Raw genomic sequence first — 21,766 nt, 5'->3', positions numbered from 1 at the left:
TCCGCGCGCCCGCCGGCGTCGCTGGCCGCCGCGGCGGCCGTGTCGGCGGCCGGCTCCTGCGTCGGCGGCCGCCAGAAGGCGCGGGTCCAGACGCGGGCGACGGCCAGCAGGGTGAGCAGGCTGGTCACGACGCCGCCCGCCACCAGGGTGAGGGCGAGCGGGCTGCCGTCGGCCACCCCGGCCTCGAGCAGGCCGAGCTTGCCGATGAACCCGGACAGTGGCGGGATCCCCGCCAGGTTCATCGCCGGGACGAAGAAGAGGAACGCCAGTAGCGGCGACCGCTTCGCCAGCCCGCCGAGGCGGTCCACCGAGGTCGACCCGCCCTGCCGCTCGACGAGCCCCGCGACGAGGAAGAGCGTCGTCTGGATCGCGATGTGGTGGGCGACGTAGAAGATCGCGCCGGCCAGCCCGGCCGCCGTCCCCAGGGCGATGCCGAAGACCATGTAGCCGATGTGGCTGACCAGGGTGAAGGACAGCATCCGGCGGATGTCGGTCTGCGCGACCGCGCCGAGGATGCCCATGACCATGGTGGCCAGGCCCGCCCACATCAGCAGGTCGTCGAGCGCGCCGCCCGGGAACAGCAGCGTCTGGGTGCGGATGATCGCGTAGACGCCGACCTTGGTGAGCAGGCCGGCGAACACGGCGGTGACAGGTGCGGGGGCCGTCGGGTAGCTGTCCGGCAGCCAGGCCGACAGCGGGAAGACCGCCGCCTTGATGGAGAACGCGATCAGCAGCATCGACTGCAGCAGCACCTGGGTGCCCTCGGGCAGGTCGCCGAGGCGGTTTGCCAGCTGGGCCATGGTGACGGTGCCGGTCGCGGCGTAGACCAGCGCGATGGCGGCCAGGAAGATCAGCGAGCTGGTGAGGCTGACGACCACGTACGTGATGCCGGCCCGCACCCGGGGCGCGGATCCGCCGAGGGTAAGCAGCACGTAGCTGGCCATCAGCAGGATCTCGAAGCCGACGTAGAGGTTGAACAGGTCGCCGGCCAGGAAGGCGTTGCTCACGCCCGCGATCAGCACGAGGAACGTCGGGTGGAAGATCGAGACCGGCCCCTCCTCGTCGCCGTCGGCCGAGCCCTGCCCGACCGCGAACACGAGGACGCCGAGCGCGACTGTGGAGGCGACGACCAGCATCAGCGCCGACAGCCGGTCGACGACGAGCACGATCCCCAGCGGCACGGGCCAGCCGCCGACGGCCACGGACGTGGCCCCGTCGGCGTCGGCCTGCAGGAGCAGCGCCACCGAGACGGCGAGGACTGCGGTCAGCACCGCCAGGCTGACCAACCGCTGGACGCCGGGATGGCGGCCGACCAGCAGCGTGCAGGCGGCGCCGAGCAGCGGCAGGAGCACCGGCAGCGGGGCGAGCACGGAGATCACTGGGCGCCCCCCAGCGGGAGGTCGACGTCGTCGGCGAGCACCTCGGGGTCGACGGTGGGGCGGCGGCGCGGGGACAAGCTGTCGGCGTGCCCGGCGGGCCGGTCGTCGGGTGCGAGGTCGTCGGGGTCGAGCTCGTCGGCGTCCGTGCCGAGCCGGCCGGCGACGCGGCGGTCCTCCTCGTCGGTGCCGACCGCCTCGTTGCGGGCCAGCGCCCACGAGCGGTGGATCATCGCCAGGACGAACGCGGAGACGCCGAAGGTGATCACGATCGCGGTCAGGATCAGCGCCTGGGGCAGCGGATCGCTCATCTCCCCGGGCTCGGCGTAGCCGAGGATCGGCGCCAGGCCCGCCACGCCGCCGGTGGAGAGCAGCAGCAGGTTCGTCGCGTTGCCGAGCAGCAGGAACCCCAGCAGGACGCGGGTGAGGCTGCGGTCGAGCAGCAGGTACACCCCGGCGGCGTAGAGCCCACCGATGATCACCGGCAGGACGACGGTGGGGGTCATCGGACGATCACCTCTCCGGGCTGGGCCTCGATCGGGTCGCCCTCGTCCTCCTGCCGGTCGAGCTCCGCGCCGAGGCTGCGCAGCACGTCCAGGACCAGGCCGACGACGATCAGGTAGACCCCCATGTCGAAGAAGAGCGACGTCACGAGCTTCACGTCGCCGAGCACCGGGAGGGTGGTCTCGAGGATGGCCGTCTGCAGGACCTCCGCGCCGAGCAGCAGCCCGGCCACCCCGGTGCCGCCGGCGAAGAGCAGGCCGGCGCCGAGCAGCAGACCGGGGTCGACCGGCGCCGCCTCCCCCAGCTCGTAGCGGCCGCCGGCGAGGTAGCGGAGCACGAGCGCGAGGCCGGCGACCAGCCCGCCGGCGAACCCGCCGCCGGGCTCGTTGTGGCCGGAGAACAGCAGGTACAGCGAGAACACCAGGATCGTGTGGAACAGCACCCGGGTGATCACCTCGAGCACCACCGAGCGGCGCTCCGGCGGCAGGGTCGCGCTCGCGGCCAGCCAGCGTCGGCGGGGACCCCGCCTCGCGGGCGTCTCCCCGGTCGGGACGGCGGTCCCGAGCCGGTCGACCACGCCGGTCCGGCGCCGGAGGAAGACCAGGCTGGCGACGCCGGTGGCCGCGACCACGAGCAGCGAGATCTCGCCGAGGGTGTCCCAGGCCCGGATGTCGACGAGGGTCACGTTGACGATGTTCTTGCCGCCGCCGAAGTCGTAGGCCGCCTCCGGGTAGTCGGCCGACACGGGCGTCGCCGTCCGGACGTCGAGGGCGACCGCGCCGACGCAGGCCATGAGCACGCCCATGGCGACGGCGATGGCGCCGCGGACGACGCGTTCGCGGGGGAGGTGCCGCTCGATGATGTCCTTGGGCAGCTTGCGGAGCACCAGCACGAACGTGACCAGCGTGAGCGTCTCGACGAGGAACTGGGTGAGGGCGAGGTCGGGCGCCCCCTGCAGCGCGAAGAGGACCGCCATCCCGTACCCGGTGACGCCGACGACGAGCACGACCGACAGCCGCTGGCGGATCCGCAGCGCCATCCCGGCCGCGGCGAGGACGACGACGCCGACCAGCGCCTGCACGGGGGTGTCCCAGGCGCGCCAGTCGTCGGGCCAGGGGGCGCGGGTGATCAGCAGCGTGCCGGGCAGTGCGAGGACGACGACCAGGATCGTGCCGAGGTAGGCGGGCAGCGAGCCGCGCTGGGTGGTGCCGGTGACGAGCACCGACAGCCGGTCCAGGCCCTGGATGACGTTCCAGTACCCCTCGTCCGCCGAGGCGCCGACGGCGTACCGGCGCTGCAGGCGGAGGACCTGCGTGCGGGCGACGAACAGCGCGGCGCCGCCGATCAGGGTGATCGCCGAGAGCAGCAGGGCGGGCTGCCAGCCGTGCCACAGGGCCAGCTCCTCCGCCTCGGGCGCCAGCAGCGGCAGCGTCTCCGCGTAGCCGGCGACCAGCGGTTCCAGCAGCGGGCTGGCGGGGCCGAGCACCAGCCCGGCCAGCACAAGGACCGCCGGGGCGGTGAGGAAGAGGGCACCCGGGGGGTGCACCAGTTCGGCCGGTGCGGGGTCGGGCAGGTCCGGCTTGCGGGCGAACGCGCCCCACCAGAACCGGAGGGAGTAGGCGGCGGTCAGCACCGAACCCCCGACCAGGACGGCCAGTTCGACCGTCGCGGCGGTCCGGTCGGGCAGTCCGCCCTCCAGGAGCGCGGTGAAGGCCGCCTCCTTGCCCACGAAGCCGAGCAGCGGCGGGACGCCCGCCATCGACAGTGCGGCGAGGCCGCCGATCCAGGCGAGGACCGGCAGGCGCCGGCCGAGGCCGGAGAGCTGCCGGAGGTCGCGGGTGCCGGTCGCGTGGTCGACGACCCCGACGGTGAGGAAGAGCGTCGACTTGAAGAGGGCGTGCGCCAGCGTCATCGCCAGGCCGGCGGCGGCCAGCTCCGCGCTCCCGCCGCCCACCAGGACCATGAGGAATCCCAGCTGGCTGACGGTGCCGAAGGCGAGCAACAGCTTGAGGTCGGTCTGCCGCAGCGCGCGGTACCCGCCGACGAGCATCGTGGCCGCACCGAGGCCCAGCACGACCGGTCGCCACCCGGGCAGGTCGGCCAGCCCGGGCGCGAGCCGGGCGACGAGGTAGATGCCGGCCTTCACCATCGCCGCGGCGTGCAGGTACGCGCTGACGGGGGTGGGGGCCTCCATCGCGGCCGGCAGCCAGAAGTGGAACGGCACCATCGCCGACTTGGTGATCGCGCCGACCAGCACGAGCAGGGCGCCGGCCACCATCCCGGTGCCGCTGCCGGGATCGGCGACCACCTCCGACAGCAGGTAGCTGCCGCTGGCCTCCCCGATCAGCAGGACGCCGACCAGCATCGCGAGCCCGCCCGCGGTGGTGAGGATCAGCGCCTGGCTGGCCGCGCGCCGGGCCGCCAGCCGGCTGCCGCCGCCACCGATCAGCAGGAACGAGAAGACGGTCGTGAGCTCCCAGAACACGTAGAGCAGCAGCAGGTCGTCGGCCACGACGAGGCCGAGCATCGAACCGGCGAAGGCGGTGAGGTTCGCGGCGAACCGGCCGGTGCCGTCGTCCCCGGGTCCGAAGTACCGGGCGCAGTAGACGAGCACCAGCGCACCGACCCCGGTGACCAGGAGTGCGAAGGCGAGTGCGAGCGGGTCCAGTCGCAGCGCGATGTCGACGTCGAGCGCCGGGATCCACGGCGTCGTCTCGCGGACCTCGCTCCCGGCGGTGACCGTTCCGAGCTGCCCCAGCAGCCAGCCGAACGCCGCGGCGGGCACGAGCGCGAGGACCAGGAACGCCTGCCGCCCCCACCACCGGACGAGCAGCGGGGCCAGCACGGCCGCCGCGAGGTGGAGGAGCAGGAAAAGGATCACGGGTCTCCGGGAGTCGACGCGGGCTCGGGGACGACCACAGACGTCGCGGGGACACCGGCGGCGGTACTCCCAGGCTACCGGCCAGGCGTGACGAGCCCGCTCTCGAAGGCGAAGGCGACCGCCTGCACCCGGTCCCGCAGGCCGAGCTCCAGCAGGATCCGGCTGACGTGCGTCTCGACGGTGGCCTCGCCCAGGCCCGCCCGGAGCGCGGCGGTCACGTACTCGTCCTCGTCGAAGGTGGTGAGGCGACGACCCGCGTCGGCAGGTCGGCGGCGAGGATCCGCCGGGCGGCCTCCAGCCCGTCCATCCCGGGCATGCGCACGTCGAGCAGCACGACGTCCGGCTTCTGCTCGGTGACCACGCGCACGCCCGCCGCTCCGTCGGCGGACCACCCGGATCGTCATGCCATCACCGCCGCCTTGTCCGCGGGCAGCGGGAACGACGCCCGCACCCGGTAGCCGCCACCACGGACCGGTCGACCAGCGTGGCAGCTCCGCCGCCTGATGATGATCAGGTGACCTGATCATCAGGGGTCCTGGCTCACCGTCGATGGTGAGCCAGGACCCCTTGCGGTGAGCCAGGACGGCGCACGGCGAGTCAGCCCTCGGCGATCTCCGTGGCGGCGAGCCAGTCGTTCTCGACCTGCTCCTTCTCCGCGTGCACCGCCTTGAGCTCGGCGTCCAGGGCGGCGGCCTTCGCGTAGTCGGTGGCCGCGGCGGCGAGCTGCTCGTGCAGCTTCTTCTCGTCGGCGTCCAGCTTGAGCATCCGGCGCTCCAGCCTGCCGGCCTCCTTCTTGGCGGCGCGCGCATCGGCCGCCGAGACGGTCACCGGCGCCGGCGTCCCGACCGGCAGCACCTCGGCACCGGCGGCGGTGGTCAGCGGCGCCCCGCCCGCCGCGCGCCGGCGCAGGTACTCCTCCACCCCGCCCGGAAGCTCGGCCAGCGAACCGTCGCCGAGCAGGGCCACGACCTTGTCGCACACCCGGTCGACGAAGTACCGGTCGTGGCTGACCACGAGCACGGTGCCGGGGAAGCTGTCGAGCAGGTCCTCCAGCGCGGTGAGGGTGTCGATGTCCAGGTCGTTGGTCGGCTCGTCGAGGACCAGCACGTTGGGCTCGGCCATCAGCAGGCGCAGCAGCTGCAGGCGCCGCCGCTCGCCGCCGGAGAGGTCGCCGACCGGCGTCCACTGCCGGTTGGCCGCGAAGCCGAACCGCTCGGCCAATGTGGACGCGGAGATCTCCTGGTTGCCGATGCGGGCGATGCGGGCGACGTCCTGGACCGCCTCCAGCACGCGGGCGCGCGGCGGCAGCTCGGTGACGTGCTGCGAGAGGTAGGCCGGCGCCACCGTCTGGCCGACGACGACCTTCCCGGCGTCCGGCTGCGTCTCGCCGACCAGGAGCCTGAGCAGCGAGGTCTTGCCGGCGCCGTTCACCCCCACGATGCCGATCCGGTCCCCCGGGCCCACGTGCCAGGTGAGGTCCTCGAACAGGGTGCGCGGGCCGTCGTCGGTCGGGACGGCGTAGTCGACGTCCTCCACGTCGTAGACGGTCTTGCCGAGGCGCCGGGCGGCGAAGCCCTTCAGGGCCATCGAGTCGCGGGCCGGCGGCTCGTCGGCGATCAGAGCCTGGGCCGCCTCGATCCGGAACTTCGGCTTGCTCGTCCGGGCCGGCGGTCCGCGGCGCAGCCACGCCAGCTCCTTGCGGACCAGGTTGAGCCGGCGCTCCTCGGTGACGGAGGAGATCCGCGCCCGCTCCGCCCGGGCCAGCGTGTAGGCCGAGTACCCGCCGTCGTAGGCGTGCACGTCGCCGTCGGCGACCTCCCACGTGGTGGTGCAGACCTCGTCGAGGAACCACCGGTCGTGGGTGACGACGACCAGGCCGCCGGCGCGCCCCCGCACGTACTCCGCCAGCCAGGCGACGCCCTCGACGTCCAGGTGGTTGGTGGGCTCGTCGAGGACGAGCAGGTCCAGGGGACGGATCAGCTGGGCGGCGAGCGCGACGCGGCGACGCTCGCCACCGGACATCGGGGCGACCGGGGCGTCCAGTCCCAGCCGGTCGAGCTCCAGGCCGGTCAGCACCGAGCGGACGGCGGGGTCGCCGGCCCACTCGTGCTCGGCGGCGAACATCGACGGCGGGAGGACGACGTCGCGCACCGTCGTCCCCGGCGGGAGCGTGCCGGACTGGTCCAGCACGCCCATCGCGAGGTCGCCGCGGCGGGTGACCCGGCCGGAATCGGGCTCGTCGGCGCCGGTGAGCAGCGACAGCAGCGTGCTCTTGCCGCCGCCGTTGCGGCCCACGACGCCGATCCGCTCACCGGCGGCGACGCCGAGGGAGACGTCGTCGAGGACGACCGTCGTGCCGAAGGCCTTGTGCACCCGTTCGAAGTTGACCAGGTTCAGGGGGGTGCTCATCGGGTCCAGTATCCGTCACGCGAGACGGGTGACCTCCACCGTCACGGTGTGACCCTCGCTCTTCGGCCCGGAGAACAGCCCCTTGAACGGCGGGACGTCGCCGTAGTCGCGGCCGCGCCCGAGCGTGACGTGCCGCGTGCCGATCGGGACCGAGTTCGTCGGGTCGAAGCCGTTCCAGCCGCCGTCCCACCACTCCACCCAGGCGTGGCTCTCACCGGTGACCGGCTCCCCGATCCCCGCCTTGGGCCTCGGGTGCAGGTATCCGGAGACGTAGCGGGCCGGCAGGCCGAGGGCGCGGAGCAGGCCGACGGTGACGTGCGAGATGTCCTGGCAGACGCCCTTGCCCTTGGTCCAGGCCTGCATCGCGTTGGTCTTCACGTTCGTCGAGCCCGACAGGTACTCCATGTGGTCGGCGACGAACCGGCAGACGGCGGGCCCGGCCTCGTGCGGGTGCGCGTCACCCACGGCCGCACGGACCTCGGCCACCACCGCGTCGTCCATGGCCGTGAGCGGGGTGGGGGTGAGCAGCTCGCCGAACTGCTCGCGCACCTCCCGGGCGCCCAGCGCGCTCCAGCCGACGCGGTCGTGCCCCGCGAGGTCCGGGCCTGCCTCGACGATCGACGTCCCTGTGACCACCAGCTCCGCGTGCGGGCTGTGCAGGTCGAACGCGGTGACCGTCGAGCCCCAGTAGTCGCGGTAGGCGTAGGCGGTGGCGGCCGGCTCGATCTCCACCTTCGAGCGCAGCGTCGTCTGGCGGTTGCTGTTCTCCGGGGTGAGGCGCGCCTCGTTGTAGGAGGAGCGCACCGGGCCGGTGTAGTGGAACCGGGTGCGGTGCACGATCTGCAGCCGCCAGCGGTGCGCCGCCGGCCGGACCGCGGAGGTCGTCTCCTGCGTCTGCCGCTGCGTCCGGGTGGGGCTCATCCGGCCTCCTCCGGCACCCACACCTGCGGGGCCTGTTCCGTGAAGAACCGGTGGGTCACCGCCGCGCTGGCCGCCGAGCAGGTGCGCTGCAGCTCCTCCAGCCGGGCCGGCAGCTGGGCCAGCAGGTCCGGGGTGCTCATGAACTCCAGCATGGTGCGGGCCCGCCCGACGATCCGGTGCGCCTCGCCGGTGACACCGATGCGCGCGGCGTCGCGGATCGTCGACCGCTCGAGCTCGGCCAGGCACGCCTCGGCCTGCTCCAGCGCGGCGAACACCGACCGCGGGAACAGCCGGTCCAGCAGCAGGAACTCCGCCGCGCGGCTGGAGTTGACCATGCCCCGGTAGGTGCGCAGATACGGCTCGTAGGCGCCGGTCGAGCGCAGCACCAGCGTCCAGGACGGCGCCGCGTCACCGGCCAGCACGCGGGTGGAGATGATCCGCGAGGTCATGTCCACCCGTTCCAGCGAGCGGCCGAGGATGAGGAACAGCCAGCTCTCGTCACGGCTCATCGTGGCGTCGGCGAGCCCGAAGACCATCGCCGACCGCTCGCGGACGAACCGGAACAGCGAGTGCGGGCCGTACCGGCGGGCCATCGTGCGCTGCTGGGGCAGCGCATTGTGGGTGACGTTCAGCGACTCCCAGATCTCCGCCGACAGCACCTCGCGGGCGCCGCGGGCGTTCTCCCGCGCCGCTGACAGCGCGCCGACGATCGAGCTGGGGCTGGTGCGGTCGAACGCGAGCGTGGCCAGGACCCGCTCGGTGTCCGCCTCCTCCTCGGGCGTGTGCGACCCCATGAGCGCGAGCAGGTTGGCGCAGGCCCGTCGCTCGTGGATCCACGGGTCCTCGACCAGGCGCTGGGTGTGCACGTCGAGGATGCGGGCGGTGTCGTCGGCCCGCTCGACGTAGCGGCCGATCCAGAACAGCGACTCCGCGATCCGGCTCAGCACGGCGTCCCCCCAGGTGCCGAAATGGCCATTTCGGCACCTGTCTGCTGCTGCTGCTGGGACTGGCCGACGACGGTGTCGCCCAGCGGACCGGGGTCCTGCGCCGGCGGGTCCTCGGGCAGGTCGGCGGAGGTGAACTCGATGCGGGTCAGGTCCGGCTCCGTGCCGTCCTCCCCACCGACCCCGCCTGCCTGACGCGGCGGGCTGAGCACCCAGGTGTCCTTGGAGCCGCCGCCCTGGCTGGAGTTCACGACCAGCTCGCCCTCCGGCAGCGCGACGCGGGTCAGCCCACCGGGCAGCACCCACACCTTCTCGCCGTCGTTGATCGCGAACGGCCGGAGGTCGACGTGCCTCGGCGCGATCCGGCCGCCGATGAGCGTCGGGCAGGTCGACAGCCCGATCGGCTTCTGCGCGATCCAGTCCCGCGGCGTGGCCCGCACCTTGACCGCCAGCTCGTTCAGCGTCTTCTCGTCGGCCTTCGGCCCGATGACGATGCCCTTGCCGCCCGACCCGTCGACCGGCTTGAGCACCAGCTGGTCGAGGGACTCCAGCACCCACTCGACGGTGTCGCGCTGGTCGAGCCGGTAGGTGTCGGCGTTGGCCAGCACCGGCTCCTCGCCCAGGTAGTAGCGGATCAGGTCGGGCACCCACGTGTAGAGCAGCTTGTCGTCGGCGACGCCGTTGCCGACGGCGTTGGCGATCGTCACCCGGCCCGCGCGCGCGGCGTTCAGCACGCCGGCGCAGCCGATCACCGAGTCGGGCCGGAAGTGCACCGGGTCGAGGAACTCGTCGTCGATGCGGCGGTAGATGACGTCGACGCGCTGCTGGCCGTCCGTCGTCCGCATGCTCACCTGGTTGCCGGCGCAGACCAGGTCGCGGCCCTCGACCAGCTCGACACCCATCTGGCGGGCGAGCAGCGCGTGCTCGAAGTACGCGGAGTTGTAGACGCCCGGGGTGAGGACGACGACCGTCGGCTCGGCGACGTTCGGCGGCGCCGACGCCTTCAGCGCGGCCAGCAGCCTGCTCGGGTAGTCGGCGACCGGCTGGATGCGGTGGTCGGCGAACAGCTCGGGGAGCACCTGGCTCATCGCGGCGCGGTTGGTGATGACGTAGCTGACGCCCGACGGCGAGCGGAGGTTGTCCTCGAGCACCCGGAAGTCGCCGGCCTCGTCCCGGACGAGGTCGATGCCCGAGACGTGCACACGGACGCCGTTCGGCGGCACCAGTCCGTGCGCCTGCCGGTGGAAGTGCGAGCTCGTGGTGATCACGCTGCGCGGCACGACCCGGTCGGTGAAGACCTGCCCCGGGCCGTAGACGTCGGCGAGGAACGCCTCGAGGGCGTGCACCCGCTGGGCGACGCCGCGCTCGATGACCGCCCATTCCTCCGCGCCGATGACGCGCGGCACGATGTCGAGCGGGAACGGCTGCTCCTCGCCGGCGTGGGCGAACGTGACCCCGGCGTCGCGGTAGGTCTGGCTCAGCACGTCGGCGCGGGCCGCGAGCTCCTCGCCCGCCATGGGCTGCAGCGAGGCGTAGAGCCCGGCATAGGCGGCCCGCGGTTCGGACGCCCCGCCGAACATCTCGTCCCACTGCTCCCCGAGGGAGTAGCCGTCGAAGAGGTCCGCCATGGAGGCGAACCTAGTTCCGGCGTGTGTCCCGCGCGTTTCGAGGCGTCAGACCACGCCGGCGGGCGCGCCCTCGACGTCCTCCGGCACCTCCGCCGGGGCGTTCCGCGGCAGTCGCAGGCAGGCGAGCGCACCGAGGAGGACGACGCCGGCGACGGTGAGGAACGCCGCGTCCTCGCCGAACGCGGTGGTGAGCCAGGAGACGCCGACGTTGCCGACAATCCCGCCGAGCATCATCGCCAGCGACATCGCCGAGACGGCCGTGGCCCGGTGGGCGGCGGTCACGCGCGAGTGCAGGACGGCGCTCAGCAGCGGCCAGGTCGCGCCGTGCGCGACGTAGTAGGCGGCGAAGCCGACGGCGGCGGCGACGAGGACGTCCGGCCCGGCCAGGACGGCGATCGCGCCCGCTCCCAGCAGGGTCAGCGCCGCGCAGGTGACCCGCGTGGACCCGCGCAGCAGCCGGCGCAGCGCCGTGGCCCCCATCGCGCCGACGGCGGCGGCGGCGAAGGAGAGCGCCAGGACGGTGCCGAACACCGCGGCCCCGTCGTCCCGGCTGCCGGCGAGGTCGGCGAACCGCCCCGGGCCGAGCAGCTCGCAGGCGACGAGCCCGACCCCGCCCACGGCCGTGACCAGCAGGACCAGCCGCATCGGGCCGTCGGTGAGCGAGAGCCGCACCGCGCCGGTCACGGTCGCGGGCACGGCCCGGGCGCCCTCGGCGAGGGCGCTGCGCACCGTCCCCTCCCGCGGTGGCCGGTCCTCGGTCAGCAGCCGGAGGACGGCGACCACGAACAGCAGGTCGAGCGCCGCGGCCGCCAGGTACGGGACCGCCAGCGCCTCGCCGCCGACGCCGCCGAGAAGCCCCGGCAGCAGGCCACCGATCACCGCCCCCAGCGCCAGGCCGGCGCCGTCGGCCGCGGAGTGGCGGGCCAGGCCGGGGGCCACGTCGGCACCGGGGTCGATGCGGTGGACGGTGTCGACGTACCAGGCCTCGACCGGCCCCGAGTCCAGCGCCCTGCCGAGCCCCAGCAGCAGGACGCCGACCAGGAAGCCGGCGAAGGACGTCGCCGTCGCGTAGACGACGCAGGACACGAGGTGCAGCAGCGCGCCGACGACCACGACGGGCCGGCGGCCGAGGACGTCGGCCAACCCGCCGGTCGGCAGCTCCAGGACCATGACGACGACGCCGTGCACGGTGAACAGCAGCCCGATCTCGGCGAGGGAGAGGCCGCGGGCCTGCGCGAGGAGCACGGTGATCGGTGTCGTGAGCCCGACGGGCAGCCAGCGCAGGGCGGTCAGGCCGACGAGCCGGCGGGTGGCCGAGCGGACCGTGGTCGGCGCGCTCACGTCGGCCACTCCGTCAGCGGCACCACGTCGGCGAGGACGGCGACCAGCTCGGTGCCCTCGGCGGAGACGTCCGCCGGGTGCTCGTGCATCCACCGCGAGACGACGGCGTCGAGCTCCTCGGCCAGCGCCCGGGCCTGGTCGGGGCGCAACCGCAGCGCGTAGTCGTTGACCGAGGCCGCGGCGGTCCAGGCGGGGTCGAGCTGCTCCTTCTGCTCGTGCCACGCATCGAGGACGCGCGCGTGACCGTCGAGCTGCAGGCGGGTCATCTCGTCCTGCACCTCGGCGCCGCCGTCCTGCGCGACGACGTCGGCGGCCTGCCAGCTGGTCATGCGGTGCCGCGCCCGCCACCAGCGCTCGCGGGCGTTGCCGTGCCCCTCGGCCTCCTCGACGAAGCCGTAGGCGGCGAGCTGGCGCAGGTGGTAGCTGGTCGAGCCGCTGCTCTCCCCGACCGTCCGCCCGAGCTGGCTGGCGGTGGCCGGCCCGTTCAGGCGGAGCAGCCCCAGCAGGCGGTTGCGCAGCGGGTGGGACAGCGCTCGGAGGGCGCGCACGTCGGTCACCTGGACGGCGTGCTCCAGCGGTTTCTCGTCGGCCACGCTGGAGACCGTAGGAGCGCAAAGACTCCTTTGCAAGTGTTTCTTTGCGGTCAGTGGGCGACGGCAACACCGAGCCAGGCGCGCAGTGCGCCGTGCGACAGGAGCCGGCCGACCCGGCCGGAGTTCTCCTCGGCCTGCTGGAACGCCGGGTCCGCCCCGTGCCGCCGGGCCACCTCGGCCTGGACCGCGTCCGCCCGGCGGGTCCACTCCTCCGGGCTGTCCCCGAGGTCGGCGTCGGCGAACTCCTCGAGCCGGAAGCCGGCGCCGGCCAGGAGGCGGCGCAGCTCGTCCTCCGACGGGAAGTCGTTGCCCTCCGGCAGGGGCGGCGGCAGCGGCGCGTCGGCGACGAAGACCAGGAGGCCGAGCCGGCCGCCCTCGGTCATGGTCCGGCGCAGGTCGGCGAGTGCGCCCGCCTTGTCCGAGGTCGTGCACAGGACGCCGAGGCACCAGGCGGCCTCGAAGGAGCCGTCGGCGAACGGCAGCCGCTGGGACACCGCCACGACCGACGGCAGACCGAAGAGCCTGCGGCTCGCCCGGACGGCGGCGACCATCGGCTCGGCGCAGACCGGCCGGAGTTCCCGCTCCTGCGCCAGCCATCCGGCCGGTCCGCCGACCCCCGCGCCGGCGTCCAGGAACCGGGTGCCGGGCTCGAGGGCCAGCCGGTCGGCGAGCCAGCGCATCGCACCCTCGCTGCCGGTACCCCGGCACCCGGCCGGGATCGCATGCTCGGGTCCGAGCGCGCGCACCGCCTCCTCGGTCCAGCCGGCGACGGTGTCGAACTCCGCCTCCATGGCGTCGGCCGGGGCAGCGTCGTCCTCGGGTCCCGTCACGCCGTTCCTCTCAGTCGTCCGGCCACCTCGGCCTTGATCGCAGCACCGTCGTCCTCGCCCCGGCCCGAGCCAGTCCCCGACAGGTTGACGCCGGCCACCCCGGGCACCGCGAGCAGCGCGCGTCCCTCCTCGACGGCGGCCGCGATGCCGGCCTCCCGCGGGTCGGGGGCCGCGAGGACCCGCTCCACGACGTCGCCGTCCAGGTGCAGGCCGGGGAAGCGCTGCAGGACCCGTGCCGACGGTTCGTCGGTGTAGACGGCGACTCCCGCGACGAACGGGAGGGTCGCGCCGGCGTCGCGCGCGGCTGCCACGAACTGCCCGACCCGCGCCGGGCTGCTCACGTGGTTGAGCACGCACAGCTGTGCCCCGGCCCGCTCCTTCTGGGCGACCCGGGCCGGCCGCAGGGCGACCGGGGGCGCCTCCGGTGACTCGGGGACGGCGACCGGCAGCCCGGTCCCGGCGGCCAGCGCGGCCAGCCGGACACCGTCGAGGTCGAACACCTGGCTCGCGCCCCGACGGACGCCGGGCCCGCGCCCGTCACCGGTGACGCAGAGGACGCCGTCGACGCCGAGCGCGGCGAGCCCGACCAGCTCCTGCTCCAGCACCAGCCGGTTGCGGTCGCGGCAGGTCAGGGTCGTCCAGACCCGACCGCCGGCGTCCAGGACCTCCGCCGCGACCATCGTCGGCGGGAAGTCCGGGCGGTTGGCGTGCTCGCCCACGAGCAGCGCGTCCGAGACGCCGCGCAGGATGCCGACCACGCGGCGCACGGAGCCGGTGTCGAAGGGACGGACGGACAGATCGACCAGCACGACGGGACCCGCGGCGGCCCGCGCCAGCAGACCTCCGGGCTGCGCCGCAGGGCGCGGCGCCGGCGCCCCGGGCCACGTCACGAGCGGAGCGCCGACGAAGACGCAGCGGTGCTCCCCCAGCTCGCAGCGCTCGTCGTCGCGGACGCCACCGCAGGGCCCGAAGACCATCCGCTTGGGACAGCCGAGCCGGCCGGCGACGGCGGACTCGGGCTCCATCGCAGGGGCCTGACCGTTCTCGGCGGGAGCGAAACCACCAGGGACGCCGATGGGGGAAGACATCGTCGGTGAACAGGGTTACCGTCTGCACTAGTTGAGACCTCAACCAAGGAGGCCGGCATGCCTGCCGTGACCGTCGAGGACACCACCACCCTCCCCCGCGTCCCCGTTCCCCCGCCCGGCACGGTCCGCCGCCGGGTCCGCACGGTCACGACCGCGCCGTCCGGCTTCGAGGGCGAGGGCTTCCCGGTCCGCCGCGCCTTCGCCGGTGTCGACCTCCGCGAGCTGGACCCGTTCATCCACATGGACCAGATGGGCGAGGTCGAGTACGCGCCGGGCGAGCCCAAGGGCACGTCGTGGCACCCGCACCGCGGCTTCGAGACCGTCACCTACATCATCGACGGCACCTTCGAGCACGCCGACTCCCACGGCGGCGGCGGCACCATCACCAACGGCGACACCCAGTGGATGACCGCCGGCGGCGGGGTCCTGCACATCGAGCGTCCGCCGGAGCACCTCGTCCTCAGCGGCGGCCTCTTCCACGGCCTGCAGCTGTGGGTGAACCTGCCCATGGCGCAGAAGTGGGTGGAGCCGCGCTACCAGGACCTGCGTGCCGACGAGTCGGTGCTGCTCGCGAGCCCCGACGCCGGAGCATTCCTGCGGGTGATCGCGGGCGACGTCGCCGGCCAACTCGGCCCCGGCTCGACGTACACGCCGATGGCGATGGTCCACGCGACCATCTCCCCCGGCGCGACCCTCGACCTGCCGTGGCGGCCGGACTTCAACGCCCTGGTCTACGTGCTCTCCGGCGCCGGTTCGGTCGGCATCGACGGCGCGCCGATCCGCACCGGCCAGCTCGCCGTCCTCGGCCCCGGTGACACGGTGACCGTCAACGGCGCGGTGCATCAGGAGTCGCGGACCCCCGCCCTCGACGTCGTGATCCTCGGCGGCGCACCGATCCGTGAGCCGATCGCCATGTACGGGCCGTTCGTCATGAACACCCGCCAGGAGGTCATGGACGCGTTCACCGACTTCCAGGCCGGCCGGCTCGGCTCCGTTCCTGCCCAGTACTCGCGCCGGGACGTTCCGCACGGGGCCGTCCGGGGCGAGACTGGGCAGACCCCCGAGGCCTGACGGCCACCCGAGCAGAGGGACCGCGATGAGCAACCTGGACCGCCGCCCCGCCGCCCGGGAACTGGGAGGGCTCGACGGCACCACCGCTCGCCCGGTGCTGGACCTCCTGCCGGGCAAGGACGTGATCCTCGGCGAGAGCACCCACGTGCGCCGGTTGCTGCCCACCCTCGGACGGCGGATGGTCGGCGCCTGGGCCTTCGTCGACCACTACGGCCCCGACGACATCGCCGACGGGTCGGGGATGCAGGTGGCGCCGCACCCGCACACCGGGCTGCAGACGGTGTCGTGGCTGCTCGAGGGGGAGGTGCACCACCGGGACTCCCTCGGCAGCGACGTGCGGTTCGGCCCCGGCCAGCTCGCCCTCATGACCGCCGGCCACGGCATCGCGCACTCCGAGCAGTCGCCTCACGCGCACCCGCGCTTCCTGCACGGGGCCCAGCTCTGGGTGGCCCTGCCCGACGCCCACCGCGACACCACCCCCGACTTCGAGCACCACGCGACACTGCCGGGCTGGACGTCGGACGGCCTGACGACCACCGTGCTGATGGGGTCCTTCGGCGGGGCCACGTCGCCCGGGGCCGCCTACACCCCGCTGGTCGGCGTCGACCTGGACCTCTCGGCCGGCGCCGACGTCGAGGTGCCCCTGGAGCCGGACTTCGAGTACGGCCTGCTGGCCTCGTCGGGTGCGGTCACGGTGGAAGGCGCACCGCTCGGCCGGGGGGCGATGCTCTATCTCGGCACCGGCCGGACCTCGCTGCGGCTGAGCGCGGCCGAGGGGAGCAAGCTGCTCCTGCTCGGCGGCGAGCCGTTCGAGGAGCGGCTGGTGATGTGGTGGAACTTCGTCGGCCGCACCGGCGAGGAGATCGCCGACTACGCCGAGCAGTGGAACGCCCAGTCCGACCGGTTCGGCGCCGTTGTCGGCTTCGACGGTGCCCGGCTCGAGGCGCCACCGCTGCCGCCGGTGCCGCTCAAGCCGCGCGGGCGGGAGCGGTGAGCGTCGACGACCGGTTGCTCGGCTTCGTGGCCGAGCACCACTGGGGTGTGCTGGCGGCCGTCCAGCCCGACGGCCGCCCGCACCTGTCCAACGTGGGCTACGCCTACGACCGGGACGCCGACGTCGTCCGCATCTCGGTGACCGACGGCCGGGCAAAGACGCGGTACCTCCGGGACGACCCCCGGGTGACCCTCCACGTGGCGTCGAGGGACTTCTGGACCTGGGTCGCCGTCGAGGGCACCGCGGAGCTCACCCCGGTCGCGGCGGATCCGCACGACCCCACGGTCGAGGAGCTCATCGCCTACTACCGCGGGACGGCAGGCGAGCACCCCGACTGGGACGAATACCGCGCTGCCATGGTGGCCGACCGCCGACTCGTCGTGCGGTTCCGGCCGGAGCGCACCTACGGCCAGTTCCGCGGTTAGGCGGCGGCCGGCTGGACCTCCAGGACCTCGAACGGCGCTCCCCACGGGTCCTCGACGATGGCGAAGCGCCCGAAAGGCGTGTCCTCCGGAGGCATGACGACCTTGCCCCCCCTCGCCTCCACCACGGCCACCGCCTCGTCGGCCGACGCCACCGAGAAGCAGGCCAGCCAGCCCTTCGGCATGCTCGGGTCCGAGGCACCCAGGCCGCCCAGCGGGTCCGCACCGGCGCTGAACATGGAGTAGTCCGCGCCCTCGCCGGCCAGCTCAGCGCTCATCTGCTCGAAGGTGAACCCGAACACGGCGGAGTAGAACTCCTTCGCGGCCGCGGTGTCGTCGACCATCGCCTCGTTCCACGCCAGCGCGCCCGGCTCGTCGTGGATCTGCACGCCGGTGTTCATGCCGGACTGCCACAGCCCGAACGGATTGCCCTGGGGATCGATCGCGATGACCATCGTGCCCATCGGCCCGACCTCCATCGGCTCGACGACCACCCGTCCGCCGGCGTCCTCGATACGGGCAGCGGTCGCCGCGGCATCGTCGGCGGCGAAGTACGTCGTCCAGCGCGCGGGGTCGTCCGGGTCCATCTGCGGGCCCATGCCGCCGGCCATCCGCCCGTTGCGCAGGATGGTGAGGTAGCCGCCGAACTCCGGCTCGCCGCCGCTGTACTCCCAGCCGAAGACGGCCGAGTAGAAGGCCTTCGTGGCGTCGAGGTCGTCAGCGCCGAGGTCGACCCAGCAGGGGGTTCCGTTCGGCCACGGCGTGTCGCGTGTGGGCATGTCGTCCTCCTCGTGGAAGTGGGGAGGAGACCGTCCCACCAGGCACCGACAGTTCCCAGTGGCGCAGACGCGCACGGTCTAGAAGCGACCACCGCCGCTGCGGCCCCCGCCACCCCCGAAGCTCCCTCCACCGGACCGGCGACCTCCGCCGCCGGAGCCGCGGCCACCGCCGAACCCACCTCCGCCGCCGAAGCCGCCACCGAACCCGCCGCGGCTGCCGCCGGCGAGGATGCCGCCGAGCACGAGGCTGCCGAGGTCGACGCCGCCGCGGCGGTAGCCCCCGCCGTAGCCGCCGCCGAACCCGCCGGGGCCGCCGAACCCGCCGCCGTAGCCCCCGCCGGACCACTGCGAGACGTCGTCCTGCGCCAGGTCGAGCGCCGACTGCGCCATGGTGGCGGCCTGGTGCGCCTCGCGCAGAGCCAGGACGGGGTCGTCGCGCCCCATGTCGACGGCGACCTCGAGGTGCCGCTGCGCCTCGGCCAGGCGGGTGCGGGCGTCCGGTCCGACGGCGCCGCGACGGGTGTCGATGAAGTCGGCCGCCGCCGCGATCGTCGAGCGGGCGGTGAGCAGCGCCTGGTCGAGGGCGGCCGCCGCCCGGCGGATCTGGGTCTGGGCGTCGCGGGCCACCGACAGCGTCTGCTCCAGCGCGATGTCGGCCTCCTCGAGCTGCCGCAACGCCGCCAGCGGGTCGGCCGGCGAGCCGTCGGCCGGGCGCAGCAGCGCGTCGGCACTCGTCAGCGCGGCCTCGGCGCGGGCGATCTGGGGCCGCAGCCCGCTGCCGTCACCCGAGCCGGCCAGCGCGCGGGCCTCGGCGAGGTCCTTCTCCGTCTCCGCGCGCACGTCGGCGACGCGCTCCGCGGCCGCATCGAGGTCGGCGGCCAGCCGACCGACGGCGTCGAGCAGGGTGGTGGTCTGCGCGACGGCGTCCTCGGCGGCCCGGATGTCGCCGACGGCGTCCCCCGGCCGGCCGGCGCCGAGGGCGTCGAGCGCCTCGTTGACCTCCTGCTCGGCGGCGGCGAGGCGAGCCTGCGCCTCCGAGACGTTGTCCGCGACCGGCGCCAGGGCCGACGGGGCGAACCGCTCCCGCAGCCCGGCCAGCCGCTGCTCCTCCTGCGGGATCCGGCCGCGCAGCTCGGCGATCCGCGGGGCGAGGGCCTCCAGCACCTGGGGAGCGGTGTTCTCCAGGTCCCGCAGCCGGGCGAACGCCCCGGCCTGCTCGTCCAGCCGCGCGTCGGCCGCCGCGGTGAGCCGCAGCATCTCCCCCAGCATCTGCCGGGTGGTCGGCTCGTCCATGCCGGTCTCCCGCCCGCCCATGCCATCGTCGAGCTGCTGGCGGAGGGTGAACGCGCGGGACAGTTCGTCCCGGGACGTCGCCACCGCCTTGTCGAAGCCGCCGACGGCGTCGGCGCCGTACTGGGCGCGGGCGTAGTCGAGGTCGAGCTGCGAGGTCTTCATCGCCTCGTCGAGCTCCAGCAGCGCCTGGCTCGCGCGGAACTGCAGCTGCTCGGTGCTCTCCCCGGCGTAGGGATCGGCCTTCTCCAGCCGCTTCACCGGCGGGGGCAGGGCCTCGCGGGCGCGCCGCCGCGACCGGCTCACCAGGTAGACGCCGCCACCGACGACGGCGACACCGCCGATGACGAGCAGCGCACCCCCGCCGCCCGAGCCGCCGTCGGACTCCTCCGCCGTGCCGCCCGCGTCGCCGTCGGCGCCCAGCAGATCGGCGAAGGCGACGACACCGCCCGCGAAGTCACCCTCCCGGAACGCCGGCCGGACCTCCTGCCCGACGAGTTCGTCGGTCACGGACGAGTTCGCCGGGACGTAGGTGCCGTACGCGCCGTCGACGACGGCGACGGCCAGGAGGGCGTCGTTCGACCCCAGTTGCGACAGCTCTGCGGTCGCTTCCACCCAGTCGTTGCCGGTGGCGCCGTCGAAGCTGTTGACGAACACGACGAACAGCAGCGTGCCGTCCTCGGCCTCGAGCTGCTCGATGGCCTCCTCGACCTGGGCCTCGTTGCCGCTCAGCGCACCGACCTGGTCGACCACCTGCTCCTCGAGCCGGAAGGGGGCGTCGGCCATCGCGGGCCCGCCCGACAGCACGAGCAGGGCGGACACGCCCAGGACGACCAACAGCCGGCGCACGGCCACCTCCTGAGCGGGAACGGTTCTGGTGATCGACAGTACCGACGCGGCAGGCGTCCGGCCGCGCCGCACGGGGTAGGGCGGGAGCCGCCGTCCCGGAACCGAGGAGTGCCAGTGTCCGAACCCGACCGCCTGCCCGCCGCCGACCTGCCGCCCGGGGTGGTCCGCCGCGCCGGCGACTGGGCGGTGGGCAACCGCGGATCGGCGGGCGCGGACAGCTACTTCGCGGTGTCCCGCCGCTGCCGCCACCAGCTGGCCGACCTGTCCGAGGGCAGCATCGACGCCGACGGATGCCTGGTCTGCCCGTGGCACCACAGCCGCTACGACGTCCGGACCGGCGAGATGGTCGAGGGGCCCAGGGGCTTCCTCGGCTACCACGGCCCGACGCCGGGCTACACGCAGCTCGTGGAACTGCTCGGCCGGATCGCGCGGCTCCGGGTTCGCCGAGCGGTCCGGCGGGGGGACGACCTCGTGCTGGACTAAGAGATCAGGTCCGTTCGATCGGCGCGTCCACGCCCTGCACCAGCGCGTCGGTCTCGATCGCTTCCGCCCCGGTCGCGCGGACGTTGACGCCCATGATGGCCGCGACCTCCTCTGCCGACTTCGGCTGCAGCAGACCGTCGCGGATCTCCTCGGCCCAGTGGCAGCTGACCAGCCGCCCCGGCGCGAGTTCGCGCAGCACCGGCACCTCGTCGTCGCACCGGGTCTCCTGCCGCCACGGGCAGCGGGTGTGGAACCGGCAGCCGCTCGGCGGGTTCGCCGGCGACGGCAGGTCACCGGCGAGCAGGATCCGCTCGCGGTGCTCCTCGACGACGGGATCGGGCACGGGGACGGCGCTCATCAACGCGCGCGTGTAGGGGTGCAGCGGCTGCTCGTACAGGTCGTCCGCGGGCGCCTGCTCGACCAGCGAACCGAGGTACATGACCCCGACGACGTCGCTGATGTGCCGCACCACCGCCAGGTCGTGGGCGATGACGAGGAAGGTGAGCCCGAGCCGCTGCTGCAGCTCCTCGAGCAGGTTGAGCACCTGCGCCTGCACGCTCACGTCGAGGGCGGAGACCGGCTCGTCGGCGATCAGCAGGTCCGGCTCCAGCGCGATGGCGCGGGCGATCCCGATGCGCTGCCGCTGGCCGCCGGAGAACTCGTGCGGGTACCGGCGCAGCGCGGCCGACGGCAGGCCGACGGCGTCCAGGAGGCCGCGGATCTTCTCCGCGATCCCCGTCGTCCCGCCGCCCAGGCCGTGCGCCCGGAGCGGCTCCGACAGCAGCGACTCGACGTTCTGCCGTGGGTCGAGGCTGCCCAGCGGGTCCTGGAAGACCATCTGCATGCGCCGGCGCATGTGCCGCAGCGGCTCGCCCTTCAGCGAGGCCACGTCGGTGCCGTCGAAGAGCACCTCGCCGGCGGTCGGCTCGACCAGGCGCAGGATGGCGCGGCCCAGCGTCGACTTGCCGCAGCCGGACTCCCCGACCAGCCCGTACGTCGACCCGCGGTCGATGGCGAGGTCCACGCCGTCCACCGCGCGGACGTACCCGACCGTCTTGTCGAAGAAGATCCCCCGCCTGATCGGGAAGTGCACCTTCAGGCCCTGGACGCGCAGCAGCGGCTCGGTCATCGGGCGGCTCCGTAGGCGGTCGCACCGGAGGCCACAGGAGGCGGGTACTCCAACGGGTGGCGGCAGCGCAGCTGACGGCCGGGGCCGTCGTACTCCAGCGGGACGACGCTGCCCGACACCTCGGTGAGGCAGTCGTCCTGCGCGTTGTCGCAGCGGGGGGCGAACGCGCAGCCCTCCGCCCACGGGATGGCGTCGCGGGCAGAGCCACGGATCGGGGTGAGCGGCGTGCCACGG

At 74.0% G+C, this 21,766-nt stretch carries 20 protein-coding genes and 1 pseudogene; 4 read left to right on the top strand and 17 right to left on the bottom strand.

What is annotated here, in order from left to right:
* From E4P40_RS17455 to E4P40_RS17405, 13 genes are all read right to left on the bottom strand, one after another.
* On the bottom strand, window positions 1-1,370 hold a 1,370-nt coding region (locus E4P40_RS17455; protein ID WP_245160407.1), incomplete at its 3' end, for a Na+/H+ antiporter subunit D.
* A 5-nt stretch (window positions 1,371-1,375) separates the two neighbouring features.
* Window positions 1,376-1,882 carry a Na(+)/H(+) antiporter subunit C gene (locus E4P40_RS17450; protein WP_135159766.1) on the bottom strand — a complete coding sequence of 169 codons (507 nt, stop codon included), beginning with the start codon at window positions 1,880-1,882 and terminating at the stop codon, window positions 1,376-1,378.
* On the bottom strand, window positions 1,879-4,761 hold the full coding sequence (locus E4P40_RS17445; RefSeq protein WP_135159765.1) for a Na+/H+ antiporter subunit A: 2,883 nt from the start codon (window positions 4,759-4,761) through the stop codon (window positions 1,879-1,881). The genes E4P40_RS17450 and E4P40_RS17445 overlap by 4 nt, the downstream gene beginning before the upstream one ends.
* 74 nt (window positions 4,762-4,835) lie before the next feature.
* Window positions 4,836-4,979 (bottom strand): response regulator transcription factor, encoded by a 144-nt coding sequence (locus E4P40_RS28600; protein ID WP_209305384.1) that lies wholly within the window; start codon window positions 4,977-4,979, stop codon window positions 4,836-4,838.
* The gene (locus E4P40_RS29375) at window positions 4,976-5,128 is read right to left on the bottom strand and encodes a response regulator (RefSeq protein WP_209305383.1); all 153 of its coding nucleotides are present in this window, start codon (window positions 5,126-5,128) and stop codon (window positions 4,976-4,978) included. The genes E4P40_RS28600 and E4P40_RS29375 overlap by 4 nt, the downstream gene beginning before the upstream one ends.
* Window positions 5,129-5,358: 230 nt before the next feature.
* Entirely contained in the window at window positions 5,359-7,170 is a 1,812-nt protein-coding gene (locus E4P40_RS17435) for an ABC-F family ATP-binding cassette domain-containing protein (RefSeq protein WP_135159764.1), read from the bottom strand.
* A gap of 15 nt (window positions 7,171-7,185) precedes the next feature.
* On the bottom strand, window positions 7,186-8,091 hold the full coding sequence (locus tag E4P40_RS17430; protein ID WP_135159763.1) for a transglutaminase family protein: 906 nt from the start codon (window positions 8,089-8,091) through the stop codon (window positions 7,186-7,188).
* Entirely contained in the window at window positions 8,088-9,038 is a 951-nt protein-coding gene (locus tag E4P40_RS17425; RefSeq protein WP_135159762.1) for an alpha-E domain-containing protein, read from the bottom strand. Before E4P40_RS17425 ends, E4P40_RS17430 begins: the two co-directional genes overlap by 4 nt.
* Window positions 9,032-10,663 carry a circularly permuted type 2 ATP-grasp protein gene (locus E4P40_RS17420; RefSeq protein ID WP_135159761.1) on the bottom strand — a complete coding sequence of 544 codons (1,632 nt, stop codon included), beginning with the start codon at window positions 10,661-10,663 and terminating at the stop codon, window positions 9,032-9,034. The genes E4P40_RS17425 and E4P40_RS17420 overlap by 7 nt, the downstream gene beginning before the upstream one ends.
* 45 nt (window positions 10,664-10,708) lie before the next feature.
* The gene (locus tag E4P40_RS17415) at window positions 10,709-12,004 is read right to left on the bottom strand and encodes an MFS transporter (protein WP_167762279.1); all 1,296 of its coding nucleotides are present in this window, start codon (window positions 12,002-12,004) and stop codon (window positions 10,709-10,711) included.
* Window positions 12,001-12,597: a helix-turn-helix domain-containing protein gene (locus E4P40_RS28590; RefSeq protein WP_245160406.1), complete on the bottom strand. Its 597-nt coding sequence runs from the start codon at window positions 12,595-12,597 to the stop codon at window positions 12,001-12,003. Before E4P40_RS28590 ends, E4P40_RS17415 begins: the two co-directional genes overlap by 4 nt.
* Before the next feature lie 50 nt (window positions 12,598-12,647).
* Window positions 12,648-13,427: a methyltransferase domain-containing protein gene (locus tag E4P40_RS17410; protein ID WP_245160405.1), complete on the bottom strand. Its 780-nt coding sequence runs from the start codon at window positions 13,425-13,427 to the stop codon at window positions 12,648-12,650.
* A complete protein-coding gene (locus tag E4P40_RS17405) occupies window positions 13,424-14,452 on the bottom strand; it encodes a methylenetetrahydrofolate reductase C-terminal domain-containing protein (RefSeq protein WP_209305382.1) in 1,029 nt (342 codons plus the stop codon). Before E4P40_RS17405 ends, E4P40_RS17410 begins: the two co-directional genes overlap by 4 nt.
* A 120-nt stretch (window positions 14,453-14,572) precedes the next feature.
* On the opposite strand from E4P40_RS17405, the gene E4P40_RS17400 reads away from it, so the two are divergent.
* The 3 genes from E4P40_RS17400 to E4P40_RS17390 are packed head-to-tail and all read left to right on the top strand — an operon-like array spanning window position 14,573 to window position 17,005.
* Window positions 14,573-15,586, top strand: coding sequence for a pirin family protein (locus tag E4P40_RS17400; RefSeq protein WP_135159759.1), 1,014 nt, complete (start codon window positions 14,573-14,575; stop codon window positions 15,584-15,586).
* Between the two features lie 25 nt (window positions 15,587-15,611).
* Window positions 15,612-16,580: a pirin family protein gene (locus tag E4P40_RS17395; RefSeq protein WP_135159758.1), complete on the top strand. Its 969-nt coding sequence runs from the start codon at window positions 15,612-15,614 to the stop codon at window positions 16,578-16,580.
* The gene (locus E4P40_RS17390; protein ID WP_135159757.1) at window positions 16,577-17,005 is read left to right on the top strand and encodes a PPOX class F420-dependent oxidoreductase; all 429 of its coding nucleotides are present in this window, start codon (window positions 16,577-16,579) and stop codon (window positions 17,003-17,005) included. Before E4P40_RS17395 ends, E4P40_RS17390 begins: the two co-directional genes overlap by 4 nt.
* On the opposite strand, the gene E4P40_RS17385 is transcribed toward E4P40_RS17390, so the two are convergent.
* A complete protein-coding gene (locus E4P40_RS17385) occupies window positions 17,002-17,781 on the bottom strand; it encodes a VOC family protein (RefSeq protein ID WP_135159756.1) in 780 nt (259 codons plus the stop codon). The two genes, E4P40_RS17390 and E4P40_RS17385, sit on opposite strands and share 4 nt — an antisense overlap.
* Window positions 17,782-17,859: 78 nt before the next feature.
* The gene (locus E4P40_RS17380; RefSeq protein WP_245160404.1) at window positions 17,860-19,920 is read right to left on the bottom strand and encodes a TPM domain-containing protein; all 2,061 of its coding nucleotides are present in this window, start codon (window positions 19,918-19,920) and stop codon (window positions 17,860-17,862) included.
* A 114-nt stretch (window positions 19,921-20,034) separates the two neighbouring features.
* Here E4P40_RS17380 and E4P40_RS17375 point away from each other — a divergent pair, with 114 nt between their 5' ends.
* A complete protein-coding gene (locus tag E4P40_RS17375) occupies window positions 20,035-20,403 on the top strand; it encodes a Rieske (2Fe-2S) protein (protein ID WP_135159755.1) in 369 nt (122 codons plus the stop codon).
* Window positions 20,404-20,407: 4 nt separating this feature from the next.
* On the opposite strand, the gene E4P40_RS17370 is transcribed toward E4P40_RS17375, so the two are convergent.
* Together E4P40_RS17370 and E4P40_RS17365 are read right to left on the bottom strand one after the other, a co-directional pair.
* On the bottom strand, window positions 20,408-21,532 hold the full coding sequence (locus tag E4P40_RS17370; protein ID WP_135159754.1) for an oligopeptide/dipeptide ABC transporter ATP-binding protein: 1,125 nt from the start codon (window positions 21,530-21,532) through the stop codon (window positions 20,408-20,410).
* Window positions 21,529-21,766 (bottom strand): annotated as a pseudogene (locus E4P40_RS17365) (ABC transporter ATP-binding protein); the annotation flags it as partial. The gene E4P40_RS17370 and the pseudogene E4P40_RS17365, both read right to left, overlap by 4 nt.

Source organism: Blastococcus sp. CT_GayMR20, from assembly GCF_004570345.1.
Note: the sequence above shows the minus strand (reverse complement) of the source record. Positions and strands in the feature narration are given on the sequence as shown.